This is a genomic window from Colwellia sp. 1_MG-2023 (assembly GCF_030546755.1).
Lineage (GTDB): Bacteria > Pseudomonadota > Gammaproteobacteria > Enterobacterales > Alteromonadaceae > Thalassotalea_H.
This window is the reverse complement of sequence record NZ_JAUOPE010000004.1, coordinates 29,123-52,110: the sequence shown is the minus strand read 5'-3', so window position 1 is coordinate 52,110 and position 22,988 is coordinate 29,123. Positions and strand designations below refer to the sequence as shown.

Annotated in this window: 22 protein-coding genes; 7 read left to right on the top strand and 15 right to left on the bottom strand. The window is 39.3% G+C overall.

Going from position 1 to position 22,988, the window contains the following annotated elements; translation table 11 throughout:
- Positions 1–9 precede the first annotated feature (9 nt).
- Genes Q4493_RS05655 through Q4493_RS05640 form a run of 4 tightly spaced genes read right to left on the bottom strand, consistent with a single transcriptional unit; the run spans position 10 to position 3,020 of the window.
- Positions 10–735 carry a DUF484 family protein gene (locus Q4493_RS05655; RefSeq protein WP_303450110.1) on the bottom strand — a complete coding sequence of 242 codons (726 nt, stop codon included), beginning with the start codon at positions 733–735 and terminating at the stop codon, positions 10–12.
- Complete coding sequence (dapF, locus tag Q4493_RS05650) at positions 732–1,562, bottom strand: diaminopimelate epimerase (protein ID WP_303450761.1); 831 nt, start codon at positions 1,560–1,562, stop codon at positions 732–734. The genes Q4493_RS05655 and dapF overlap by 4 nt, the downstream gene beginning before the upstream one ends.
- A 46-nt stretch (positions 1,563–1,608) precedes the next feature.
- Complete coding sequence (gene lysA, locus Q4493_RS05645; RefSeq protein WP_303450108.1) at positions 1,609–2,856, bottom strand: diaminopimelate decarboxylase; 1,248 nt, start codon at positions 2,854–2,856, stop codon at positions 1,609–1,611.
- Between the two features lie 2 nt (positions 2,857–2,858).
- Positions 2,859–3,020, bottom strand: coding sequence for a lipoprotein (locus tag Q4493_RS05640; protein WP_303450106.1), 162 nt, complete (start codon positions 3,018–3,020; stop codon positions 2,859–2,861).
- 110 nt (positions 3,021–3,130) lie between these two features.
- On the opposite strand from Q4493_RS05640, the gene cyaY reads away from it, so the two are divergent.
- Genes cyaY through Q4493_RS05615 form a run of 5 tightly spaced genes read left to right on the top strand, consistent with a single transcriptional unit; the run spans position 3,131 to position 7,771 of the window.
- A complete protein-coding gene (gene cyaY / locus Q4493_RS05635; protein WP_303450103.1) occupies positions 3,131–3,451 on the top strand; it encodes an iron donor protein CyaY in 321 nt (106 codons plus the stop codon).
- A gap of 12 nt (positions 3,452–3,463) precedes the next feature.
- Positions 3,464–4,396 carry a hydroxymethylbilane synthase gene (hemC, locus tag Q4493_RS05630; RefSeq protein ID WP_303450101.1) on the top strand — a complete coding sequence of 311 codons (933 nt, stop codon included), beginning with the start codon at positions 3,464–3,466 and terminating at the stop codon, positions 4,394–4,396.
- Positions 4,397–5,164: a uroporphyrinogen-III synthase gene (locus Q4493_RS05625; protein ID WP_303450099.1), complete on the top strand. Its 768-nt coding sequence runs from the start codon at positions 4,397–4,399 to the stop codon at positions 5,162–5,164. It begins immediately after the preceding gene.
- Positions 5,157–6,575, top strand: a complete 1,419-nt coding sequence (locus tag Q4493_RS05620; RefSeq protein WP_303450095.1) for a uroporphyrinogen-III C-methyltransferase — start codon at positions 5,157–5,159, stop codon at positions 6,573–6,575. Before Q4493_RS05625 ends, Q4493_RS05620 begins: the two co-directional genes overlap by 8 nt.
- Positions 6,575–7,771, top strand: a complete 1,197-nt coding sequence (locus Q4493_RS05615) for a heme biosynthesis HemY N-terminal domain-containing protein (RefSeq protein WP_303450093.1) — start codon at positions 6,575–6,577, stop codon at positions 7,769–7,771. The genes Q4493_RS05620 and Q4493_RS05615 overlap by 1 nt, the downstream gene beginning before the upstream one ends.
- A 148-nt stretch (positions 7,772–7,919) precedes the next feature.
- Here Q4493_RS05615 and arfA read toward each other — a convergent pair whose 3' ends face one another.
- The 6 genes from arfA to trxA all read right to left on the bottom strand — a co-directional run bounded on the left by arfA (position 7,920) and on the right by trxA (position 13,443).
- Positions 7,920–8,141: an alternative ribosome rescue factor ArfA gene (arfA, locus tag Q4493_RS05610; RefSeq protein WP_303450091.1), complete on the bottom strand. Its 222-nt coding sequence runs from the start codon at positions 8,139–8,141 to the stop codon at positions 7,920–7,922.
- A gap of 274 nt (positions 8,142–8,415) precedes the next feature.
- A complete protein-coding gene (fre, locus tag Q4493_RS05605) occupies positions 8,416–9,111 on the bottom strand; it encodes an NAD(P)H-flavin reductase (RefSeq protein WP_303450089.1) in 696 nt (231 codons plus the stop codon).
- Between the two features lie 52 nt (positions 9,112–9,163).
- Positions 9,164–10,648, bottom strand: coding sequence for a 4-hydroxy-3-polyprenylbenzoate decarboxylase (gene ubiD / locus Q4493_RS05600; protein ID WP_303450087.1), 1,485 nt, complete (start codon positions 10,646–10,648; stop codon positions 9,164–9,166).
- A gap of 80 nt (positions 10,649–10,728) precedes the next feature.
- A complete protein-coding gene (locus Q4493_RS05595) occupies positions 10,729–11,478 on the bottom strand; it encodes an ABC transporter substrate-binding protein (protein ID WP_303450084.1) in 750 nt (249 codons plus the stop codon).
- Positions 11,479–11,643: 165 nt separating this feature from the next.
- Positions 11,644–12,903, bottom strand: coding sequence for a transcription termination factor Rho (gene rho, locus Q4493_RS05590; RefSeq protein ID WP_303450080.1), 1,260 nt, complete (start codon positions 12,901–12,903; stop codon positions 11,644–11,646).
- A 213-nt stretch (positions 12,904–13,116) separates the two neighbouring features.
- Entirely contained in the window at positions 13,117–13,443 is a 327-nt protein-coding gene (gene trxA, locus Q4493_RS05585) for a thioredoxin TrxA (protein WP_303450078.1), read from the bottom strand.
- Between the two features lie 209 nt (positions 13,444–13,652).
- Here trxA and rhlB point away from each other — a divergent pair, with 209 nt between their 5' ends.
- Positions 13,653–14,912, top strand: coding sequence for an ATP-dependent RNA helicase RhlB (gene rhlB / locus Q4493_RS05580; RefSeq protein ID WP_303450076.1), 1,260 nt, complete (start codon positions 13,653–13,655; stop codon positions 14,910–14,912).
- Between the two features lie 15 nt (positions 14,913–14,927).
- Complete coding sequence (locus Q4493_RS05575) at positions 14,928–16,436, top strand: guanosine-5'-triphosphate,3'-diphosphate pyrophosphatase (RefSeq protein WP_303450073.1); 1,509 nt, start codon at positions 14,928–14,930, stop codon at positions 16,434–16,436.
- Between the two features lie 21 nt (positions 16,437–16,457).
- Here Q4493_RS05575 and ilvA read toward each other — a convergent pair whose 3' ends face one another.
- The 5 genes from ilvA to ilvG all read right to left on the bottom strand — a co-directional run bounded on the left by ilvA (position 16,458) and on the right by ilvG (position 22,983).
- On the bottom strand, positions 16,458–18,005 hold the full coding sequence (gene ilvA / locus Q4493_RS05570; RefSeq protein ID WP_303450071.1) for a threonine ammonia-lyase, biosynthetic: 1,548 nt from the start codon (positions 18,003–18,005) through the stop codon (positions 16,458–16,460).
- Positions 17,998–19,863 (bottom strand): dihydroxy-acid dehydratase, encoded by a 1,866-nt coding sequence (gene ilvD, locus Q4493_RS05565; RefSeq protein ID WP_303450067.1) that lies wholly within the window; start codon positions 19,861–19,863, stop codon positions 17,998–18,000. The genes ilvA and ilvD overlap by 8 nt, the downstream gene beginning before the upstream one ends.
- 166 nt (positions 19,864–20,029) lie before the next feature.
- Positions 20,030–20,956: a branched-chain amino acid transaminase gene (locus Q4493_RS05560; RefSeq protein WP_303450065.1), complete on the bottom strand. Its 927-nt coding sequence runs from the start codon at positions 20,954–20,956 to the stop codon at positions 20,030–20,032.
- 117 nt (positions 20,957–21,073) lie between these two features.
- A complete protein-coding gene (gene ilvM, locus Q4493_RS05555; protein ID WP_303450063.1) occupies positions 21,074–21,319 on the bottom strand; it encodes an acetolactate synthase 2 small subunit in 246 nt (81 codons plus the stop codon).
- The gene (gene ilvG, locus Q4493_RS05550; protein ID WP_303450759.1) at positions 21,319–22,983 is read right to left on the bottom strand and encodes an acetolactate synthase 2 catalytic subunit; all 1,665 of its coding nucleotides are present in this window, start codon (positions 22,981–22,983) and stop codon (positions 21,319–21,321) included. Before ilvG ends, ilvM begins: the two co-directional genes overlap by 1 nt.
- Positions 22,984–22,988 lie beyond the last annotated feature (5 nt).

Here is a 22,988-nt window from a genome sequence, read left to right as displayed (position 1 = left end):
AAGCTAACGTTAGGCAGTAAATAGATGTTGGTACAATAACTTAGCGACCAATTTTCTGAACTGGCTTAATAATAATGTGTCCATTCTTGGGTCAAAATGCTCCGCATCTTTACTACTTATCGCTAAAAAGCCAATCTCCTGTTGATGATGCTGAAGCTTGATCAAAACAACAGAGCCTTCGCATTGTTCTGAAAACACCAATTCTTGTTCGCTTTGTTGAATGCGACCAAAATAATATTCGTCTTTAGTTAAACGGTTTTGTAAAACACCACCGCAATCTTTATCAATTAAGCAATTGTGCGATAACGTTACTGGTTGATTTAACCATAATTTGAAATCAGATAACGATAATAACTCCGTTGTCGCCTGATATAAGCAATCAAGTAATTCATCGGCAGAATGACAATCCAACAAACGTAAGTAAAGATCGCTATACAAAGCAAATAATTGCTCATTTTGATTAGCAATTGCCATCAACTGAGTTATTTCTTCTTCTAAAGCGTGTACTTTTTGACGAAGTTGCTGTTGTTGACGTTCAACCAAAGATACAGTGCCTCGTTGATTGTCATTCAAACGTAAGCTCGTGACTAATGCAGGGTGACGATTAAAAAATTCAGGATTCTCTTCTAAAAAGCTCACAATAATATCGTCTGATAACGAAATTTCTTCAGTTTGTAGCAGTTGTTGATTGGCTAACATTTCAGCAGTGATTGCTTGTTCTTTTTCATTACTCATAATTGTATTTGTCCATCAAAAACATGTACGGCAGGTCCGGTCATCTTCACGGGGTTTCCTGGTCCTTTCCAATAAATACGTAATTTTCCGCCCGGTAGCTCTACGGTTACCTGCTTGGCTAATTTTTTCTGTGTTTGACCAATCACCACTGCTGCACAAGCGCCACTGCCGCAAGCTAATGTTTCAGCTGCACCACGTTCATAAACGCGTAATTTGACATAATCAGGAGAGACCACTTCCATAAAACCAACATTAACCCCTTTAGGAAAACGTTCATGGTTAGTTAATTTTGCCCCTAACTCATTCACCGGTGCGGTTAATACATCGTCAACAGTTAACACACAATGAGGGTTTCCCATTGAAACCGCACCACAAAGTACGGTGTCTTCTTCACTGCGAAGAATATAAGTGCCTTCAACCTTTTGCGCAGAAAATGGAATTTTCGCAGGTTCAAACTGAGGTACAGGCATAGTAACGGTGACGTTACCATCGCGTTCAATAAATAAGGTCATTTTACCGGCATGGGTAGAAACACGAATTTTGTTGCGGTTTATTAAGCCTTTCATACGAACAAAACGCGCAAAACAACGGGCGCCATTACCACATTGACTCACTTCACTACCGTCAGCATTAAAAATACGGTAATGAAAATCTAAATCGGGATCATAAGGCGGCTCAACGACTAATAATTGGTCGAAGCCGATCCCAAAGTTTCTATCCGCCAATTGGCGAATTTGATCATTGGGCAAATAAACATTTTGGGTAACATTATCTAATACTAAAAAGTCGTTACCTAACCCCTGCATTTTCGAAAAATTTACTAACATTTTTTTACTAACATTTAAGTTCTCTTTCACTACCTTCCTCAAAGGATTAAGGCAGTACGCTTTCACCTTGCCATAAGCTTTCAAGGGATTCTCGCTGACGGATCACATACGAATTTTCGCCATCAACCATAATTTCTGCAGCGCGTGGGCGACTATTATAATTAGAGCTCATAGTAAAACCATAAGCTCCTGATGAACGAATCGCTAATAAGTCACCGGCTTCTATGGCTAACTCACGTGCTTTTCCTAAAAAGTCACCCGTTTCACAAACTGGACCAACAATATCATATGTTTTTGCTGGCACTTTCGCTTGCGCTTGTACAGGAATTATTTTTTGCCACGCTTGGTACAAAGAAGGACGAATTAAATCATTCATCGCACCGTCAACAATGGCAAAATGACGATCTTGATTGGTTTTCAAAAACTCAACTTCTGTCACTAAAATGCCAGCATTCGCCATAATTGCACGACCGGGTTCATAGATCAGAGAAATATCTCGCCCTTCTAGTTTACTCGCTATCGCTTTCGCGTATTCATTAGGATGAGGCGGTTGTTCATTATCGTAACAAACCCCTAGGCCACCGCCTACATCAATGTGCGAAAGTTTAATGCCCTGTTCAGCTAAGTTATCAACCAATAAGAGTACGCGGTCTAGCGCGTCTAAAAATGGCTGAATTTCGGTTAATTGTGAACCGATATGGCTATCAATTCCTTTAACAGTAATATGTGAATATTTTGCGGCTTTCGCATAAATTTGATAAGCATCTTCAATACTCACACCAAACTTATTTTCTTTTAAACCTGTTGAAATATAAGGATGAGTACCGGCATCAACGTCTGGGTTTACCCGTAATGAAATAGGCGCTATTTTGTCTAATTGCTTCGCTACCGCTTGAATACGATCTAATTCAGCTTCTGATTCAACATTAAAACAATGAATGTTTTTCTCTAACGCGTAAGCAATTTCTGCTGATTTTTTACCAACGCCAGAAAATACCACTTTACTCGCATCGCCGCCTGCTTGCAGCACTCTCGCTAATTCACCTTTCGAAACAATATCAAATCCAGAGCCCAAGCGCGCCATAACATTTAACACCGCTAAGTTACTATTAGCTTTAACGGCATAACAAACTAAGTGAGGGCGTTCACCTGCCGCTTGGTCAAAAGCATGCCAATGACGCTCTATGGTTGCACGGGAATAAATATATAAAGGCGTGCCGTGTGTTTTCGCTAAATCGGTGACGCTACACTCTTCGGCATATAACTGGTTTTCGTTATAATTAAAAAAATCCACAACTACTGTTCCTGTTGATCGGTTTGACGGTTTTGGCTACTGGGTTCTATTGAACTATTCGCTTGTTTTTCAGAGGGTTGATATAATGGCCCAGACATACCACAACCGGATATATTCGCCAAAATCAATAAACAACCGAAAATAATTGAATTTTGTTTACGCATTTTTGATTAATTCGATTTTTTTCCCATGATAGACGTTTTATAATCCAATGACTATAGATTACAAGCTAAACCAAACTTATCGATAAAGTTTTTCTCAAAAGGGCGAATAAATGAACGATTCACAGTATAACATTATGGCCGAAGACTTATTATTAGCACTTGAAGAGGCTATTGAAGATTGTGGTGTCGACATTGACTATGAAGGCGTTGGCGGCATGTTAACATTAACCTTTAAAAACGCATCTAAAATCATCATCAATAAACAAGCACCTTTACACGAAATATGGGTGGCAACGAAGTTTAATGGCCATCATTTTCACTTTGAAAATGAGCAATGGATAGATAAACGTGGTGGTGATGAATTTTGGTCATTTATATCAGCAGCTGTCAGCACCCAAGCAGAAGCACAAATCACCCTTAGTGCAGAATAAGTAGGAAAAAACATGACTCAAACAACGGTACGCATTGCCACCAGAAAAAGTGCACTCGCGTTATGGCAAGCTGAATATGTTAAAGCCAAACTCGAACATTTCCATCCTGACATTCTGGTTGAATTGGTACCAATGACCACCAAAGGCGATGTCATTTTAGATACCCCTTTAGCGAAAGTTGGCGGTAAAGGGCTTTTTGTAAAAGAACTTGAAATCGCCATGTTAGAAAATCGTGCCGATATTGCCGTACATTCAATGAAAGATGTGCCGGTGGAGTTTCCAGAAGGTTTAGGTTTAGAAGTAATTTGTCCGCGAGAAGACCCTCGTGATGCCTTTATTTCAAACACAATTAACAGTTTTGCTGAATTACCCCAAGGCGCAATAGTTGGCACCTCGAGTTTACGTCGTCAATGCCAAATAAAAGCCTTACGTCCTGATCTAGACATTCGTGACTTACGTGGCAATGTTAATACCCGTTTAGCAAAATTAGATAATGGTGAATACGATGCCATTATTTTAGCGGCAGCAGGCATGATCCGCTTAAAAATGCCTGAACGTATTCAAGAATTTATTGAGCCTGAAGTCATGTTACCTGCCAATGGCCAAGGTGCGGTAGGCATTGAGTGTCGAACCCATGATGACACAATCAAAGCATTACTTGCGCCACTCGGTTGTGAAACAACTCGTATTCGCGTATTAGCTGAACGCGCAATGAATCGTGCTTTAGAAGGCGGTTGCCAAGTGCCCATTGGCAGTTATGCGGTAATAGAAAACAAGCAGGTTTATTTACGTGGCTTAGTAGGTGCGGTAGATGGCTCAAAAATAATTACGGACAATGTCACTGGCGCCACTGACAATGCTGAACAATTAGGCCTTACACTTGCAGAAAAGTTATTAGCGCAAGGCGCCGATGTGATTTTAAAACAGGTTTACGAGCAGCAATAAATGTCAAAACCGTTAAAGGTAGCGATCACAAGACCACAACAACAAGGCCTAGCTTTACAACAAGCGCTGCTCGAGGTTGGTATATCATCAATATGCCAACCGCTATTTGATTACCGTTTAAATATCACTGAGTCAGCCATCGCGGGGCAAGTTGAAAAACTTCAGCCGAGTATGGTAATTTTTATTAGTGCAGCGGCGGTAGAATTTGCCAATCAGGCCTCTCCTTTAACAACTTGGTTGGATAGCAAACAGCTGATTGTCGCTGTCGGTAAAAATACGTTAACGGCATTAGCCGCGTTAGGTATTCAAGCGATTTGTCCTGATATCCATAACAGTGAAGGTATTTTAGCTTTACCTCAATGCGCGCCAGATCAAATCAGGCAACATTATAAAAATATTCTAATTGTTAGAGGCGATGGCGGCCGAGAATTTTTGGCTGAACAACTCCACGTAAGCGGCGCTCATGTTGAGTATTTAGAGAGTTATCGCCGCGAATGGTTAGCACTTACCCCACAAAACTTTAACCTTTGGCAGCAGCAAAATATTAATACTATTATTATTACCAGTAACGCTTTATTAAAACGTGTAGTAGAATTAATAGACATTACTGATAATTACTGGCAAAACACATGCTTATGGCTAGTAGTAAGTGAACGTATTGCACAAACTGCCCAACAACTGGGCTTAAAAAATATTGTGAATGCGAACAGTGCAAATAATCAATCAATACTCTCAACCTTGCTGAATATGGAATCCAAGAATGACTGACACCAACAAACCAGAAGACAGTAAAAATTCAGCAAAAGCCTCATCCCCTTCCGATGAAAGTACACAAGAGAAATTAGCTAAAATTGCTGCGAGTCTCGAAAATACCCCTGACTCTAGCAAAGCCGACGCTTCTTCAAGTACGGCCACTGATAAACATTCAGCCACTGTAGCAAAAAATAGCAAAACATCGACGACCACTCGCAATATGAAACCGACTCAAAAGCACGAAAATAAAATCTCTAAAACCGCAATAGTTGCTTTATTAATAGCAATAATCGCTCTCTTAGGTATTGGCGGCCTGCATTATTTCCATGATATGCAAAATAAAACTCAAAATGATGCTTTAGCACAGCAGTTAATTGCGTTAAATGCTGAAAGTGAACAACGTATCAATCGATTGATTTCAGAGCAAAAATCAACCTTTGAAACGCAAGTTAACCATAAACTTAACGCTATCACTGAGCAAAGCGAACAACGCATTGCACAACTTACAACGCAACTCGATGCATTAAAACAAAATCAGCCAAGTGATTGGCTTATTCATGAAGCGGAGTATTTAATTCGTATTGCAAGTAGAACTATTTGGTTAGAGCATGACACAACGGCAGCAATCAATTTATTAGAAGATGCCGACGCTCGTATTAAAGAGTTAAACAACCCTGAATTTTTACCGATACGCCAGCTTATTCGTGAAGATACTGTCGCCTTAAAACTGATGCCGACGTTAAACACGGAAGAAGTAATCTTGTCATTATTAGCATTAAGCAAACAAATCCCGCAATTAAGTTTTGCGATGGCAAAAATTCCAGACAGTAACGAACAAAATCAAAGTTTAGAATTATCTGAAGATACAGCTGACTGGCAAAGTAATTTAGCGAAAACCTGGCAACGATTTTTGGCAGATTTTATTACGGTTCGCCGCAGAGAAGGTAATGTTGAACCTTTGATGTCGGCAAGAAATCAGCAACATTTAAAAGAAAACTTAGCGTTAAAAATTCAACAAGCACAATGGGCTGCCAGTGAAGAAAAGGCGCTATTATATAGCGAAACCTTAGCGGATATTTCACAATGGTTGAGTGAATATTTTGATATGGGACACCTTGAAACGGCTAAATTTTATCAGAGCATTCAAATGCTCAAAGATGAAACGATCAGTTATGCTTATCCAAGCAAATTAAGTTCTTTAGGTGCGATTCGCCAAATTATCGCAAATAAATCGCAGCCAAGCATTATAGAAAATGAGCTTAAAGAGAGCGAAAAAAATAGCTCTCAACAAACCACTATTTCTGAAGAGGAGATAAATGAGCCGGTTCCTGAAAAACCTCTCAACAGCAAAGAGCAACAACCTAGTCAACAAACGCCTAAAACACAAAGCACCCCTAAACAAAAAACTATTTTAGAGGATGCCTAATGAAACGGATTATTCTACTTATAGTATTGTTTTTTGCTGCGATCGCTATCAGCCCAATGTTAATTGGTGAAAAAGGTTATATTTTAATCGCACTTGGAAACATAACGATTGAGTCTACCGTTGTCACTGCAACCTTAATGTTAATCACATTATTTATTGTCTTGCTGATCGCAATTAGGCTGTTACGAGGAGGGTTAAATTTAAGCTTAGGAGCATGGAATAAATTTGCTTTTGCTAGCCAACGTCGTGCATTAAGAAATTTAAAAAAGGGTATCGCCGCTTATATCCTTGGAGATAATCAACAAGCAGAGCATTTGCTAGTTAAGAGCGCCGAGCCAAGTCACTTTGAACAAATTGCCTATTTGTTAGCTGCCAGTGCCGCCGACAAACAAGGGCTAACAGCCAACACCAAGCACTACCTCGCTCAGTTAGCAGAAAATCAAGAGAATCTGAAAGATGTTGGCTTAGAATCAATATTAGTAACGATTCAACTGCTTATTAACAATGAAGAATTCAGCCAAGCTCGTCAGTTAATTGATAGCCATCATAAACATATTGGTCATGATGATAGATTACTCGCGCAGGAAATTACCTTAAGCCTGATTGAAAATCGCTTTAGTTATGTAGTTGAGCAATTAATTGCCGCAAGAAAAAGTAAAATCATCACCAATGACACCATTGAAAAATGGGAAGCCGCCGCGTTTTATGGTGTATTCAATGAGCAAATACAGCAACATGACAGCGAAGCACTCAATGCTTATTGGAACAATCTCAGCAGAAAAATAAAACAACGCGAACAGGTCGTTTTTGCCTATTGTCGTGTATTAGCTGCACACCAAATAATTCAACCATTAAGTAAAATTTTACTGCCCGTTATCAAAAAAGGCGCAAATGAACAGCTACTTAAACAAATGCGAAGTTTACCTTTAACTTCGTCAGATGAATTGATCAAAACGGTACAAAAACACTTACACCAAGATCAACACAATGCAAAATGGCTAAGTTGCTTAGCGCATTTAGCAGCTAATTCACAACAATGGTCCATGGCTGAAAAAGCGTTTAATTCACTCGTACATTTAGAAGGTGAGCAATACGATAGGGTTGATTTAATTGCCTTTGCTCACGTGCTTGAAAAACAAAATGAATTAACAAAAGCCATTGAAGTGTTAAATAAACTAGTCGTAAAAAACAACTAGCTTAGGTTTCCATATTTATTCTCGTGAGATCGCAAGTGAGTTATTTACACCGATAAACAACTCACTTGTTTTCCCGTTCGATTCTATTGCTTAAAGTAACCAAAACTCTTATTTAATAAACGCTTACATATCATTAAATGATAATAAATTAAACGACCATTAAATAAGAGTCTTGCCCTTTGTAACTGCCTTTATGCTTTTCTTTACGCTGAAAAGAGCCTTTACCTTTTTTCGCTTTAACAACTTGTAACTTATACATTTTTGACGTCACGATAGCGGCTAAAAAGTTATCTTTAATTGAGCCACGCCCAACATCTGTTTGACTTGTTAACGTAGAATTATTACTACGTTTCCCCTTGTTTTTACTCATTTTATTTTCCTTTTTCAACAAAATTTTGTCAGTAGTTAATTACCGCCTAAAAGGCCGGCACGTTTGATTAGAGAATCAATACTTTTATCAATGTCAAAAAAGCTTCGCAACCTATAGACGTAGTAATCACAGTATTAATATCTACAAATATAACCGGAATATTATGAGGGCGAATATCGGCTTTTACTAGCTAAACGACTAAAATTTATTTTATGCGAAAAAAAGCCACCTATGAATAGTGGCTTAATATGCTAAATTTTTGTTCCAACGCCAATCAAATATAGGCGAAGGCATCACCATACAAATGATTGATATTTGCTCCGCGTGCAATAAAGTCATCGCGAACTGCGCCTACCATATCAAATCGGCCGGCAATATAAATATCATAATCACCTAGGTTATCAATATCTTTCATTACGACTTTATGCACCATACCGATTCTACCTTGCCAATCATCATGAGGCGTTTCAACAACAGGATTAAATTTTCCGTGAGGTAAGGTATTAATCGTTGCAGTTGTTTTATCTAGCTCATAACAAGCGCTTGGGTCACGTAATCCCCAATAAACCAGGATTTCTCTGGTTGATTCTTGTTTAGCTAAATACTCAAACATTGACTTTATATAAGAAAATCCTGTGCCGCCGGCAATTAATAATGCTGGTCGTTCACTGTCAGTAATTAAGGCAGCATTTCCTAGAGGCATTTCGATAGTAACATGAGAGTTTTCTTTAATACGCTCAATTACTTGCATTGGATAACTATCAGCACCAAAAGCACCAATTTGTAATTCAATCAGCTCATCACCTGGCGAACTAGCGATAGAAAATGGTCTTTTATCTTCATCGCTCATGACAAAATTCAAGTATTGTCCCGGTAAAAAAGCAACTTGTTCAGCCGGCTTTAATAACACTTTATAAACATATTCAGTTAATGCCGTTATTGACTGAACCTGACACTGTATTTCTTTCATTTATTAACCTATATATCACAGCTCAAAGCTGTTAAATTTTAAATATTTTGCGTTACTCAAAAATATTGAGTTCATTCCAAAGTTCATCTACTGCGTTTTTGACGCTTTCATCCATCACTATGGGCTCTCCCCATTCTCGATTTGTTTCACCCGGCCATTTATTGGTCGCATCCATTCCCATTTTTGAACCAAGTCCTGAAACTGGCGAGGCAAAATCTAAATAATCAATTGGGGTATTTTCAATTAATACAGTGTCTCTACTAGGATCCATGCGAGTGGTCATCGCCCAAATGACATCTTTCCAATCACGGGCGTTCACATCGTCATCACACACGATAACAAACTTAGTATACATAAACTGACGAAGGAATGACCAAACGCCCATCATCACTCTTTTCGCATGTCCCGCGTATTGCTTCTTAATAGTGACCACAGCTAAACGATATGAACATCCCTCTGGTGGCAAATAAAAATCCTGAATCTCTGGGAATTGTTTTTGCAAAATTGGCACAAACACTTCGTTAAGTGCAACACCTAAAATTGCCGGCTCATCAGGCGGACGACCTGTATAAGTGCTGTGATAAATAGGGTCTTTTCGTTGCGTGATATGCGTCACTGTCATGACTGGAAAATCATCTACTTCATTATAGTAACCGGTATGATCGCCATATGGACCTTCAGGTGCCATTTCATTAGGGTTAATATAGCCTTCTAAAATAATCTCAGCCGTTGCCGGTACTTCTAAATCATTACTAATACATTTCGCGACTTCTGTTTTCGCACCTCTTAGCAAACCCGCAAAAGCATATTCTGAAAGCGTATCAGGTACAGGGGTTACTGCACCTAAAATGGTTGCAGGATCAGCTCCTAAGGCTACAGAAACCGGATAATTTTCACCGGGGTTTTCTTTTTTAAATTCTTGAAAGTCTAACGCGCCACCACGATGTGATAACCAGCGCATAATTATTTTGTTTTTGGCAATTAATTGTTGACGATAAATACCTAAGTTTTGACGCTCTTTATGAGGACCACGTGTTACCGTTAACCCCCACGTAATAAGAGGAGCAACATCACCTGGCCAACATTTTTGAATCGGTAACTTAGTTAAATCAACGTCATCACCACTAAATACTTGCTGCTGGCAAAGCGGCTTTTTAATGACTTTTACCGGCATATTGAGCACTTGCTTATACAAAGGCAACTTATCCATTGCATCACGAAAGCCCTTTGGAGGCTCAGGCTCTTTAAGGGTTGCTAGTAACTTACCAACATCTCGAAGGGCATTTACATCTTCTTGCCCCATAGCTAATGCAACCCGTTCAGGCGTACCAAATAGATTAGTAAGCACGGGCACACCACTTGGTTCGCCATGCTCATTTACCGGATTTTCGAATAACAGCGCAGGACCTTCTTGACGTAAGGTTCGATCACTGATCTCCGTCATCACTAAATGAGTAGATATTGGTTGTGTAATACGCTTTAACTGGCCCAATTTTTCGAGCTGGGCGATAAAATCTCTTAAATCACTGTATTTCATTATCGTTTTTACTGAGAATTTTTCGTTATTATACTGATATGTACATTAAAGACATCATTATTAGCTGAACTTAAGTCACTCTAATAATCAGAACGTTGTGTAATCCTTTGATATGCTGATGTTATTTTATTAACAACCTCATTATCTGTTTGATTACTTAAGGCAAAATATAGTGACGTTGATAGTTCTTCTAAATGATAAAACGGTTTTATTTGTTGGCAATCAACTTTCAAATGTAAGCATGACAATTGAAAACTTGAATAGTTTGTTGGAAATAAATCAATTCGTCCAAGTTTTAACATATTAATACTTTGTGATGGCTTACTAACGCTATACAAGTTTTTAAAACCTTGCGAGATTAAATACTGCTCAGTAGCACTATCGCGTATAACACCAATTTTGAGTTTTTTGAGTGACTCCAAAGTAACTGGCGAAGGTAAGGTTAACGACTCCATACCCACCAAATAAAAATTTAAACGTAATACACTACCTATCCATTGAAATTGCTTCTCTCGCTGATCAGTTCTGGCTAACGAGTAAATTAACGTGTTTGGTTGAGTTAATGCAATTTTATAAGCTCTTGCCCAAGGCAGCATTTCTATTGAATACTCCAGTTTGGCTTCTTCAAGCACAGCTTTAACTAAATCAGTTGCTGGGCCTAATATAATGCCCTGTTCAATATATTGAATGGGGTAAGAATCTTCTGTGACTACTTTAATAATAAGTGGATTATCAAAAGTTGATTGGCTTAGTGGTTCTTGTGCGAAGACAAAAATAGCGCTTAATTGAATAAACAACAGAAAAATACAACTCAAAAAATTCCGCAGCATGCCCAACACCACTAGCAAAGATTGTAAAAACCACATTCTACAATATCTACGGCTATTTGTCGTATAAAAAACGAGCGACAGGCTTTAAAGTCTTCATATTTTCAGCAAAAAAAAGCGTTAGTTTTTCAACTAACGCTTTTATCATTGCTTTATCAGTAAAACTGATTACTTACGTTTCATCGAATCAAAGAAATCGTTATTAGTTTTTGTCATGGCAAGTTTATCAATCATAAACTCCATGGCGTCAATTTCACCCATTTCATGAACAATTTTGCGTAATATCCACATTTTTTGCAGTTCATCTGGCTTAGTTAATTTCTCTTCGCGACGCGTGCCACTGCGGTTAAAATGAATAGCAGGGAAAACACGCTTCTCAGCAATTTTACGAGAAAGGTGTAATTCCATATTACCGGTACCTTTAAATTCTTCGTAAATAACTTCATCCATTTTAGAACCAGTATCTACTAGGGCTGTGGCGATAATGGTTAAGCTTCCACCTTCTTCAATGTTACGCGCCGCACCAAAGAATCGCTTCGGACGATGCAAAGCATTCGCATCAACACCACCGGTTAATATCTTACCTGATGAAGGGATCACCGTATTATATGCACGCGCTAAACGAGTGATTGAATCAAGTAAGATAACCACATCTTTTTTATGCTCAACTAAACGTTTCGCTTTTTCAATCACCATTTCTGCGACTTGAACGTGACGGTTGGCAGGCTCATCAAATGTTGAAGCAACCACTTCACCTTTCACCAAACGTTGCATCTCGGTCACTTCTTCAGGACGCTCATCAATCAGCAACACCATTAACTCACATTCAGGGTGATTATAAGCAATACTTTGCGCAATGTTTTGTAGTAAAAGTGTTTTACCTGCTTTTGGTGGCGCAACAATTAAACCACGTTGACCTTTACCAATAGGAGAAGCTAAATCCAATACTCGAGCAGTAATATCTTCAGTAGAACCGTTACCGCGTTCCATTGTTACTCGTTGATTTGGATGAATTGGTGTTAAGTTTTCGAAAAGAATTTTATTGCGAGAGTTTTCAGGTTTATCAAAGTTAACTTCATTCACTTTTAATAAGGCAAAATAACGTTCGCCATCTTTCGGGGGACGAATCTTTCCGTGAATCGTATCACCGGTGCGCATACTGAAACGGCGAATTTGGCTTGGTGATACATAAATATCATCTGGACCGGCTAAGTATGATGAATCTGCAGATCGTAAAAAGCCGAAACCATCTTGAAGGATTTCAAGTACACCACCACCAAAAATATCTTCGCCGCTTTTAGCATGGGCTTTTAATATAGCAAAAATAATATCTTGTTTACGATTACGAGCAAGATGCTCAAGTTTCATTGATTCAGCTAATTTTACAAGTTCACTGATGGATTTTTCTTTGAGTTCGGTAAGATTCATATTAGAGGTTCTTAGATGTTTAACGTTGTTTGAGTTTGCCAATTTGGCATAGTTTTAATGGATAGAATTTGAATTTAGAAATGTTATTTTTCCGTTGAGATATAAAGTTAGCACTAAATATCCAATAGGTAAAGTAACAAAATATTTCTTTGGTTATTTAATAATCAAAAGCCGTTTAACAAAAAGACCCGTATCAAACGAGCCTTTTTATCATTATAAGTTGTTATCGATAAACTCTTTTAATTGAGTTTTTGATAAAGCACCAACTTTGGTATCGGCTACAACGCCATCTTTAAACAATAAAAGCGTTGGGATACCACGAATACCATATTTAGGTGGTGTTGCCTCGTTTTGATCAATGTTTAATTTACCAACAGTCACTTGACCTGCATATTCGTCTGCAATGTCATTTAATAAAGGCGCAATCATTTTACATGGACCACACCATTCAGCCCAAAAATCAACCAAAACTAAGCCTGATGCGGTTAATACATCAGCTTCAAAGCTGTCATCTGATAACTGAACAATTTTATCGCTCATTTTTCTCTCCGTTAATGGTGGCATTTATCGCCAAACTGAGCAGGATTATACCCGCAACAAAATGAATTACCAATAGTCTTGCACTATTCACATAATCTATCACGCTTTTGATAGTTTTTTCATGATCAAAAACTACATTTGTTAAAATTTATACAATCGCATTATCGAGATAGTATTTATTAACCAGATAACCTGTTAAGCTTAGCGCCATGAATAATACACACTTATCAGATACAAAGTTCACAGAGCTTAATTTAGCACCTCAAGTCGTTGCCGGATTAAATGCCATGGGCTTTGAACAATGCACAACCATACAAGCAAAATCTTTACCTGTATTACTTGAAGGCAAAGATATCGCCGGACAAGCGCAAACAGGCGAAGGTAAAACTATTGCCTTTTTAGCAGCAACCTTTCACCACTTATTGCAAAAAACAGCCAAAGTTGAAAAACAGCCAAGAGCCTTAATAATGGCACCAACTCGAGAGCTTGCCATTCAAATTCATCGCGATGCTCTAGAAATGGCTAAAAGTACTGGCCTTCGCTTAGGCGTTGTTTATGGCGGTGAAGGTTATGACAGCCAACGTCAAGAATTGGAAGCAGGCGTCGATATTTTAATCGGCACATGTGGTCGATTACTCGATTATATGAAGCAAGGCATATACAACTTAAAGCACATCGAAGTTGTCGTGCTAGATGAAGCCGATCGCATGTTCGATTTAGGCTTTATCAAAGATATTCGTTATATGTTTAATCGTATGCCAGCGGCAACAGAACGATTAAGTATGTTGTTTTCTGCCACCTTGTCATTTCGTGTCAAAGAGCTTGCCTTTGAACATATGAATGACCCTGTAAGTGTGGAAGTTGAACCTGAGCAAAAAACCAACTTGCGTATCTCAGAAGAGCTTTTTTATCCTTCTAACGAAGATAAAATGAATTTGCTGCAAACGCTTATTGAAGAAGACTGGCCAGAAAAAGCCATTATTTTTGCCAATACCAAACATAGCTGTGAAAATATTCATGCGCATTTAGACGCAGATAAAGTCCGTGTTGGGCTACTAACGGGCGATGTAGTTCAAAAACGTCGTCTAAAAATATTAGAGCAATTTACCAATGGTCAACTTGATGTATTAGTGGCGACAGACGTTGCTGCACGTGGTTTACATATTCCACAAGTGACGCATGTATTTAACTATGACTTGCCTGATGACTGTGAAGATTATGTGCATCGGATTGGTCGTACTGGCCGAGCGGGTGCAACCGGTCATGCTATTAGTTTTGCTTGTGAAGAATATGTGTTCAATTTACCCGCTATTGAAACCTATATCGAGCACACCTTACCGGTCAGTAAATATGATCATGAATCATTAATTACTGACTTCCCGAAACCTAAGCCTCGCCAACGTCGCCATAAACCACATAATGGTGGTCAAAACCGTGGTAGAACAGGTGGCAATCGCAACCGTAGATAACATTTAGGTGTAGCGTTGATTAGCAATAACCCTACAGATTCACCTTTGTATGCCATCATAGATTTAGGCTCAAACAGCTTTCATATGATGATCACCCGACAACTTGCTGACAGTGTGCAAGTTGTCGACAAGGTTAAAAGAAAAGTTCGTTTAGCGGCAGGACTAAACAGTGACAATATTTTAAGTGAAGAAGCGATGGCACGCGGCTTAGAATGTTTAAGTTTTTTTGCCGAACGCTTACAAGACATTCCCACAGAAAATGTTCGCATTGTCGCAACCGCCACCCTGAGACTTGCTCAAAACAGCCAAGATTTTATCCATCGAGCTAATAAAGTACTTGGTCAAGCAATTAAACTCATATCAGGTGAGCAAGAAGCTGAATTAATTTACCTTGGTGTTGCACATACCAGTTGTTGCCAAGAAAAACGCTTTGTCATTGATATAGGTGGCGCCAGTACCGAACTGGTTGTTGGCACAGGATTTCAACCTCAAAAAATAACTAGCCTTGATATTGGCTGCGTCACCTTTAATCGTCAATTTTTTGCTGATGGTTTATTAACACAAGTAAACTTCGACCAAGCAATTGCCGCCGCCAAGAAAATCTTATTGCCATTAATAGCCCCTTATTCATCGATAGGCTGGCAAAGCGTATTGGGTGGTTCAGGTACCATGCAAGCCCTAGCTGAAGTATTACTGTTTCAAAACAGACCCAGCATTATTTCTTATCACTTTCTCAAAGAAATTCAGCAGCAACTTATTGCAAATCAGTCAGTCAATAATATCAATATTGCGGGCTTAACTAGCGAAAGAACGCCAGTTATTGCTAGCGGTCTGTCGATATTAATCGCCATTTTTGAAAGTTTTGCTATTGAGCAATTGCAACTTTCTTGTGGCGCGTTACGTGAAGGCCTTCTGTATGAAATGCTGCCATGTAATAAAAAAGTGAGTATTAGAAAACGTACCGCCCTTTCATTAATGCATCGATACCATGTTGACGAACAACACGCGTATCGTGTCAAAGCACAAGTAGCATCACTGTTTCAAAGCTTATCTCCTGCATGGCAATTACATAAAGATAATAGCTATGAGTTGTTACTGATCAGCTGCGACTTACATGAAATAGGCTTATTATTAGAGTTTAAGCATCACCAAAAACATAGTGCTTATATAATTGAAAATGCTGAATTACCAGGATTTGATCAAGCGGATCGTCAATTGCTGAAAGCCTTTGTTAAACTCTATAAAGGCGATATTGATGTCAGCTTATTAAAACAATCCGTCACTGACCCTCAAACCGCCAGCTACTTATTGGCGATATTGCGCTTATCTATTATTTTATGTCGCTTAAGAAAAGATGATGTTTTACCGCATTATCAATCATCAGTGGACGAAAATAACCAGATAAATTTATGCTTACCGAAAGATTGGTTAGCAGAGCACCCTTTAATTGCTGATGAGCTTGTGGCGGAAGAAAAACACTTAGCCATGTTAGGACTAAGCGTTAATATTCAATGTAATATTTAGCATAGAAACGCGTTTTTATTTCTATGATAAAAATGTTTGATAAGCTTCATTTTCCGTTTCTTCTTGCCATTGATAGCCGAGATCTTTTAAGTGATTAAAAAAATCTAACTGCTCATCATTCGCAACTTCAAAGCCGGCTAATACTTGGCCAAAAGCGGCACCATGGTTTCGATAATGAAATAAACTGATATTCCAATGCTCGCCTAAGGTATCAAGAAATTTTTCAAGCGCTCCTGGATATTCAGGAAACTGAAAACGAAAAATACGTTCTTGGCTATCAGTCGGATTTAACCCACCAACCATGTATCTTACATGTAATTTGGCTAATTCGTTTTCAGTTAGATCCGTCGCCTGATAACTTTGCTCTGCTAACGAAGTTAACAATTGATCGCGTTCTTGCTCACCACCGGTTCTAACGCCAACAAAAATATTGGCGCTATTTTCTTTATTTTCTGCCGTATGACGATAATTAAATTCGGTGATCACGCGTCCATTTAATGCATGACAGAACTTACGGAAACTGCCTTTTTCTTCAGGAATAGTCACGGCTAACACCGCTTCTTTTTGTTCACCTAATTCACAACGCTCAGAGACATACCGTAATGTATGAAAATTCATGTTTGCGCCAGAAAGAATCGCCACTAATGACTCTTCACCCTCACTGGTTTTACAATATTTCTGTAAGCCAGCTAACGAGAGCGCACCCGCAGGTTCGGCAATAACACGAGTCTGTTCAAAAATATCTTTTATCGAGGCACAAATTTCATCGGTGTTTACTGTGATCACTTCATCACAATATTGTTGAATTAAACTGAAGGTATGCGTACCAATTCGTTTTACCGCAACACCATCAGCAAACAATCCAACTTGCGCTAAATCAACAGGTTTTCCAGCCGACAAAGCCGCTTGTAAACAAGCAGAATCTTCCGCTTCAACGCCAATCACCTTAATATTCGGTTGAAGTTGCTTAAGATAAACAGCCATGCCAGCCAATAAGCCACCACCGCCAACAGGCACAAATACCACATCAGTTTTCGGTTGTTGTTGCAGTAATTCTTTAGCAACAGTGCCTTGTCCAGCAATCACATCTTTATCGTCAAACGGATGAATAATGGTTTTATTTTCACGTTCGGCATATTCAACTGAAGCCGCTTGTGCTTCATTAAAACTCTTGCCAACTAATCGAACATCCGCGCCAAAACGGCGAACATTATCCACTTTAATATCTGGTGTAGTAATAGGCATGACAATGGTCGCTTTTATGCCTAACTTATGCGCGGCAAGGGCTAAACCTTGCGCATGATTACCCGCAGATGCCGCAATAACCCCATGAATACATTGAGCTTCTTCTAAATTAGCAAGCTTATTATAAGCACCACGTAATTTAAATGAATGAACCGGTTGTTGGTCTTCTCTTTTTAAGAAAATTTGATTACCTAAACGAGAGGAGAGTTTGGTTAAAGGAGTTAAATCTGTCTCAACCGCAACATCATATACAGGAGCTAATAAAATGCGACGAAGGTATTCAAGCCCTTCGCCTTGCATTGCTTGACTTTCAGCTTCAGTCATTCGACTCTTCACCATCAAGTAAAGCACGATTGCGCACCGCACCTTTATCGGCACTAGTGGCTAACATCGCATAGTTTTTAAGTGCGTAACTGATCGGGCGCTCACGGTTAACCGGCTTCCAAGCATCTTTACCTTTAGCATTCATCGCTTCACGTCGAGCCGTCAATTCTTCATCAGAAACCGCCAATTTAATGGAACGATTAGGAATATCAATTTCAATAATATCGCCTTGCTCTACTAAAGCGATTGTACCACCACTTCCAGCTTCAGGGGAAACGTGACCAATCGATAAACCTGAAGTACCACCAGAAAAACGACCATCGGTTAAGAGTGCACAAGCTTTCCCTAATCCCATCGATTTAAGGTAAGTGGTTGGATACAACATTTCTTGCATACCAGGGCCACCTTTTGGCCCCTCGTAACGAATAACAACCACTTCACCTGCGACAACTTTTCCATCCAAAATACCGGCAACCGCAGCATCTTGGCTTTCAAAAATATGAGCAGGACCTGTGAATGTTAGGTTGTCATCACTCACACCCGCAGTTTTAACCACACAACCATCGACGGCAATATTACCTGAAAGTACCGCTAAGCCGCCTTCAGTAGAAAAAGCATTTTCAATATTGCGAATACAACCATTTTCACGATCGTCATCTAAGGTATCCCAACGACAATCTTGACTAAAGGCTTTAGTCGTTCGAATGCCCGCAGGACCAGCACGGTAGAATTTTTTAACGTCTTCATCGTCCGTTACTTTGATATCATATTTAGCAATGACATCAGCAAGTGAAGTACCTAAAATATTCGGTACATCAGTATTTAACAAGTTAGCACGTGCCAACTCACCTAAAATACCAATTACACCACCAGCGCGATGTACATCTTCCATATGATATTTTGGAGTTGAAGGAGCAACTTTACATAATTGCGGGACAATGCGTGATAACTTGTCCATGTCTTCCATGGTGTAATCAACTTCTGCTTCTTGGGCCGTCGCTAACAAATGCAAAATAGTATTGGTTGAGCCACCCATAGCGATGTCTAAACACATGGCATTGTGTAAAGCTTCTTTACTCGCAATATTTCGCGGTAAAGCTGATTCGTCATTATCTTGATAATAACGTTTAGTTAATTCAACAATTTGCTTACCCGCTTTTAAAAATAATTGTTCACGATCGGCATGGGTCGCTAGCATTGAACCGTTACCCGGAAGGGCTAATCCTAATGCTTCTGCTAAACAATTCATCGAGTTTGCTGTGAACATGCCTGAACATGAGCCACACGTTGGGCATGCTGAACGTTCAACTTTGTCTGAATCTTCATCGGAAACGGTTGGATCCGCACCTTTGATCATGGCATCAACTAAATCGAGTTTAATAATTTGATCAGAAAGCTTAGTTTTACCCGCTTCCATTGGGCCACCTGATACGAAAATAACCGGAATATTTAAACGCATTGCCGCCATTAACATGCCCGGAGTAATTTTGTCACAGTTTGAAATACACACCATGGCATCGGCACAATGGGCATTAACCATGTATTCCACTGAGTCAGCAATTAAATCGCGAGAGGGTAAACTATACAACATACCGCTATGGCCCATAGCGATACCGTCATCAACAGCAATAGTATTAAATTCTTTGGCGACGCCGCCTGCTTCTTCAATAGCACCAGCGACTAACTGCCCCATATCTTTTAGATGGACATGACCAGGCACAAATTGAGTAAATGAATTAACTACAGCAACAATAGGTTTGCCAAAATCGCCGTCAGTCATACCTGTAGCGCGCCATAATGCACGAGCGCCTGCCATATTACGGCCTTGAGTAGAAGTTGCTGATCTTAATTTAGGCATGATTTATATCCTGATTGATGAAGTTGAAAAATTTTATTTTGAAAAAAGCCATTTAGCTGCTTTAAAAATAAAACTCATTTTTATCTGTATATTTGGTTGCTAAATAGTGAAATTGTTCACGTGTACAGCATGATGTTTCAATACACGTGAACGATATTAATTGACGTTATTTAACCGCGTCTAACCAGCCTTCTGGAATTTCGGTAGAACCATCAAAAATGCCAAAAAAGGCTTCTTGAATCGCTTTCGTAACGGGTCCTCTAGAGCCTGTACCAACAGCAATACCATCAACGGTTTTTACTGGCACAACTTCAGTCGCAGTACCTGTCATAAAAAATTCATCCGCTAAGTATAATGACTCACGAGAAATAGGCTCTTCTCGCACTTCATAGCCAAGGTTTCTAGCAAGCTGCATCACAGTATCGCGTGTTAATCCAGGAAGAATTGAAGCCGTACTAAATGGGGTGTAAATAACGCCATTGCGTACTAAAAATAAGTTTTGACCTGCCCCTTCACTAACCATGTTATTAATATCTAACGCGATACCTTCGGTATAACCGTGGCGACCTGCTTCCATAGAAATCAATTGTGATGATAAGTAATTACCACCCGCTTTAGCAGCAGTAGGCATAGTATTAGGCGCTAAACGGTTCCAACTTGAAACACCAACATCAACACCATTTTCAATAGCATCTGCTCCTAAGTATGCTTCCCAGCTAAATGCCGCAACCATTAAATCAGCTTTTGCATCCGTTGGTGGACGTAAACCCATGCCAACATCACCAAGAAACGCTAAGGGTCTCAAATAAGCAGAATCTAACTTGTTTTCTGCTACCGCATCTTTACACGCCTGAACAACTTCTTCATGCGTGTAAGGAATATTCATACGATACACTTTTGCCGAATCAAATAAGCGTTTGATGTGTTCGTCTAAGCGAAAAATACAAGTACCTTTGTGAGTTTTATATGCACGGATCCCTTCAAATACAGAAGAACCGTAATGTAACGCATGGCTCATTACATGAACTGTTGCGTTTTTCCAAGGCATGAGTTCACCGTTAAACCAGATGAGTTCAGCATTTACTTTTGCCATTTTAATTTCCTAATTTATATTTCTATGAGAATACTTTACGATTTACCTGAAAATATTCTTTTTTGTTTTTTAAGTGCGTGTTTTCAACGCAAGTATTATAACGTGTAAATCAATAAATTACTGCGCTACCACGTCGTCTATTTTTACTTCTTTGATATCGATCAGTTTATTAATTTGATCAACCAAAAGCGTGATTGAGCGCTCACTTCTAACCATTAAGATTATGGTTCCTATATGAGTGCCAGTATTAACCTTGGCATTTATGCCATCAATTAAAAAACCGCGATAGCGTGTAACTTGTAAAATACGCTCTAAAACAACCTGCTTATCATCAGCTTTGATGGTTAATTGATATTGATTCATTAGATACTCTCCATCATTTGATCATTGGCGGTATTAGGTGGCACTAAAGGCCAAACATTGTCTTGAGCATCAATTTTTACTTGCAATAAGTATGGGCCATCGTGCTCAAGCATCTCTTCTACGGCAGCTGAAACTTCACTTTTTTTAGTAATTTGTTTGGCTTTAATATCAAAGGCAGTCGCTAACATAATAAAATCAGGATTATCAGAAAGATCCGTTTCACTTAAACGACCGTTAAAGAATAAGTCTTGCCACTGACGAACCATACCTAACTTGGCGTTATCAATGAGTAATATTTTCACGGGTAATTGAAAACGTTTTATCGTTGATAATTCTTGAACATTCATCATAAATGAACCATCACCCGAAACAGCAATAATACAATCAGTAGGTCGGCTAACTTGCGCGCCAATAGCTGCAGGAATACCAAAGCCCATGGTTCCCATACCGCCACTGGTCAAAAAGTTGCTTGGGTCATTAAAAAGCATATGCTGAGCAGCCCACATTTGATGTTGGCCTACATCGGTTGTAACACAAGCATTTTTCGGCATTTTGTCACTGATTTCTTTCAACACTGCAGGCGCAAAAATATTTTCACCCGGATGATCATATCGCCACGCGTTATCTTGCTTCATTTTTTGACATTCTTGTTGCCAATCAGCAATAGAAAGCGGGATTGCTAACGCCGGTAAATTAATTTTTAAATCACCTAATATGGCAGCATCGGCCGCTCTACGTTTATTAATTTCAGCGGTATCAATATCAAAATGGATAATTTTAGCATGTGGCGCAAATTCATTTAATTTACCCGTGACACGGTCATCAAAACGAGCGCCAACAGCGATTAATAAATCACACTCTTGTACCGCAATATTAGACGCTTTAGTGCCATGCATACCAAGCATACCTAGGTAATTTTCATCATCAGGATCAATAGCACCTAGGCCTTTTAACGTAGACACACTCGGAATTTTTGTTGTTTCAGAAAACGCTCTTAATTCGTCGATTGCATTGGCCATGCCAACGCCACCACCCACGTACAAAATAGGTTTTTTTGCTTTACTTAACAGCGCGATTGCACTGCCAACATTGGCTGGTGGTAATTTTACTTTATTGCGTAATTGAGAAAAATCTTCAAGACTGTTCGTTACTTCAGCTAACTGAACATCTTTAGGAATATCAACCAAAACAGGTCCTTGGCGACCTTCAAGGGCGATAGCAAATGCTTTATGCAAAACTTTCGGTAAATCATTAACATTCGTCACTTGGAAAGAGTGTTTCGTACAAGCTAATGACAAACCAAACACATCAATTTCTTGGAAAGCATCTGACCCCATAGCAGAAGTAGGTACTTGACCCGTTATGGCGACAATTGGGATTGAATCAGCTAAAGCATCAGCAAGACCGGTAATTAAATTAGTAGCGCCGGGGCCAGAAGTGGCTAGGCATACACCCACTTTTCCAGAGGCTCGTGCATAACCAACCGCAGAAAAAGCAGCTCCTTGTTCATGACGACAGAGAAAGTGTTGCACGTCACTGTCGTACAACGCATCATAAATCGGCATAATGGCCCCACCTGGGTAGCCAAAAACATGCTCAACACCATGCTGCTGCAAAACATTGAATAAAACTGAACCGCCTGTTTGTTTTTTCTCGGTTGTCATTTGCT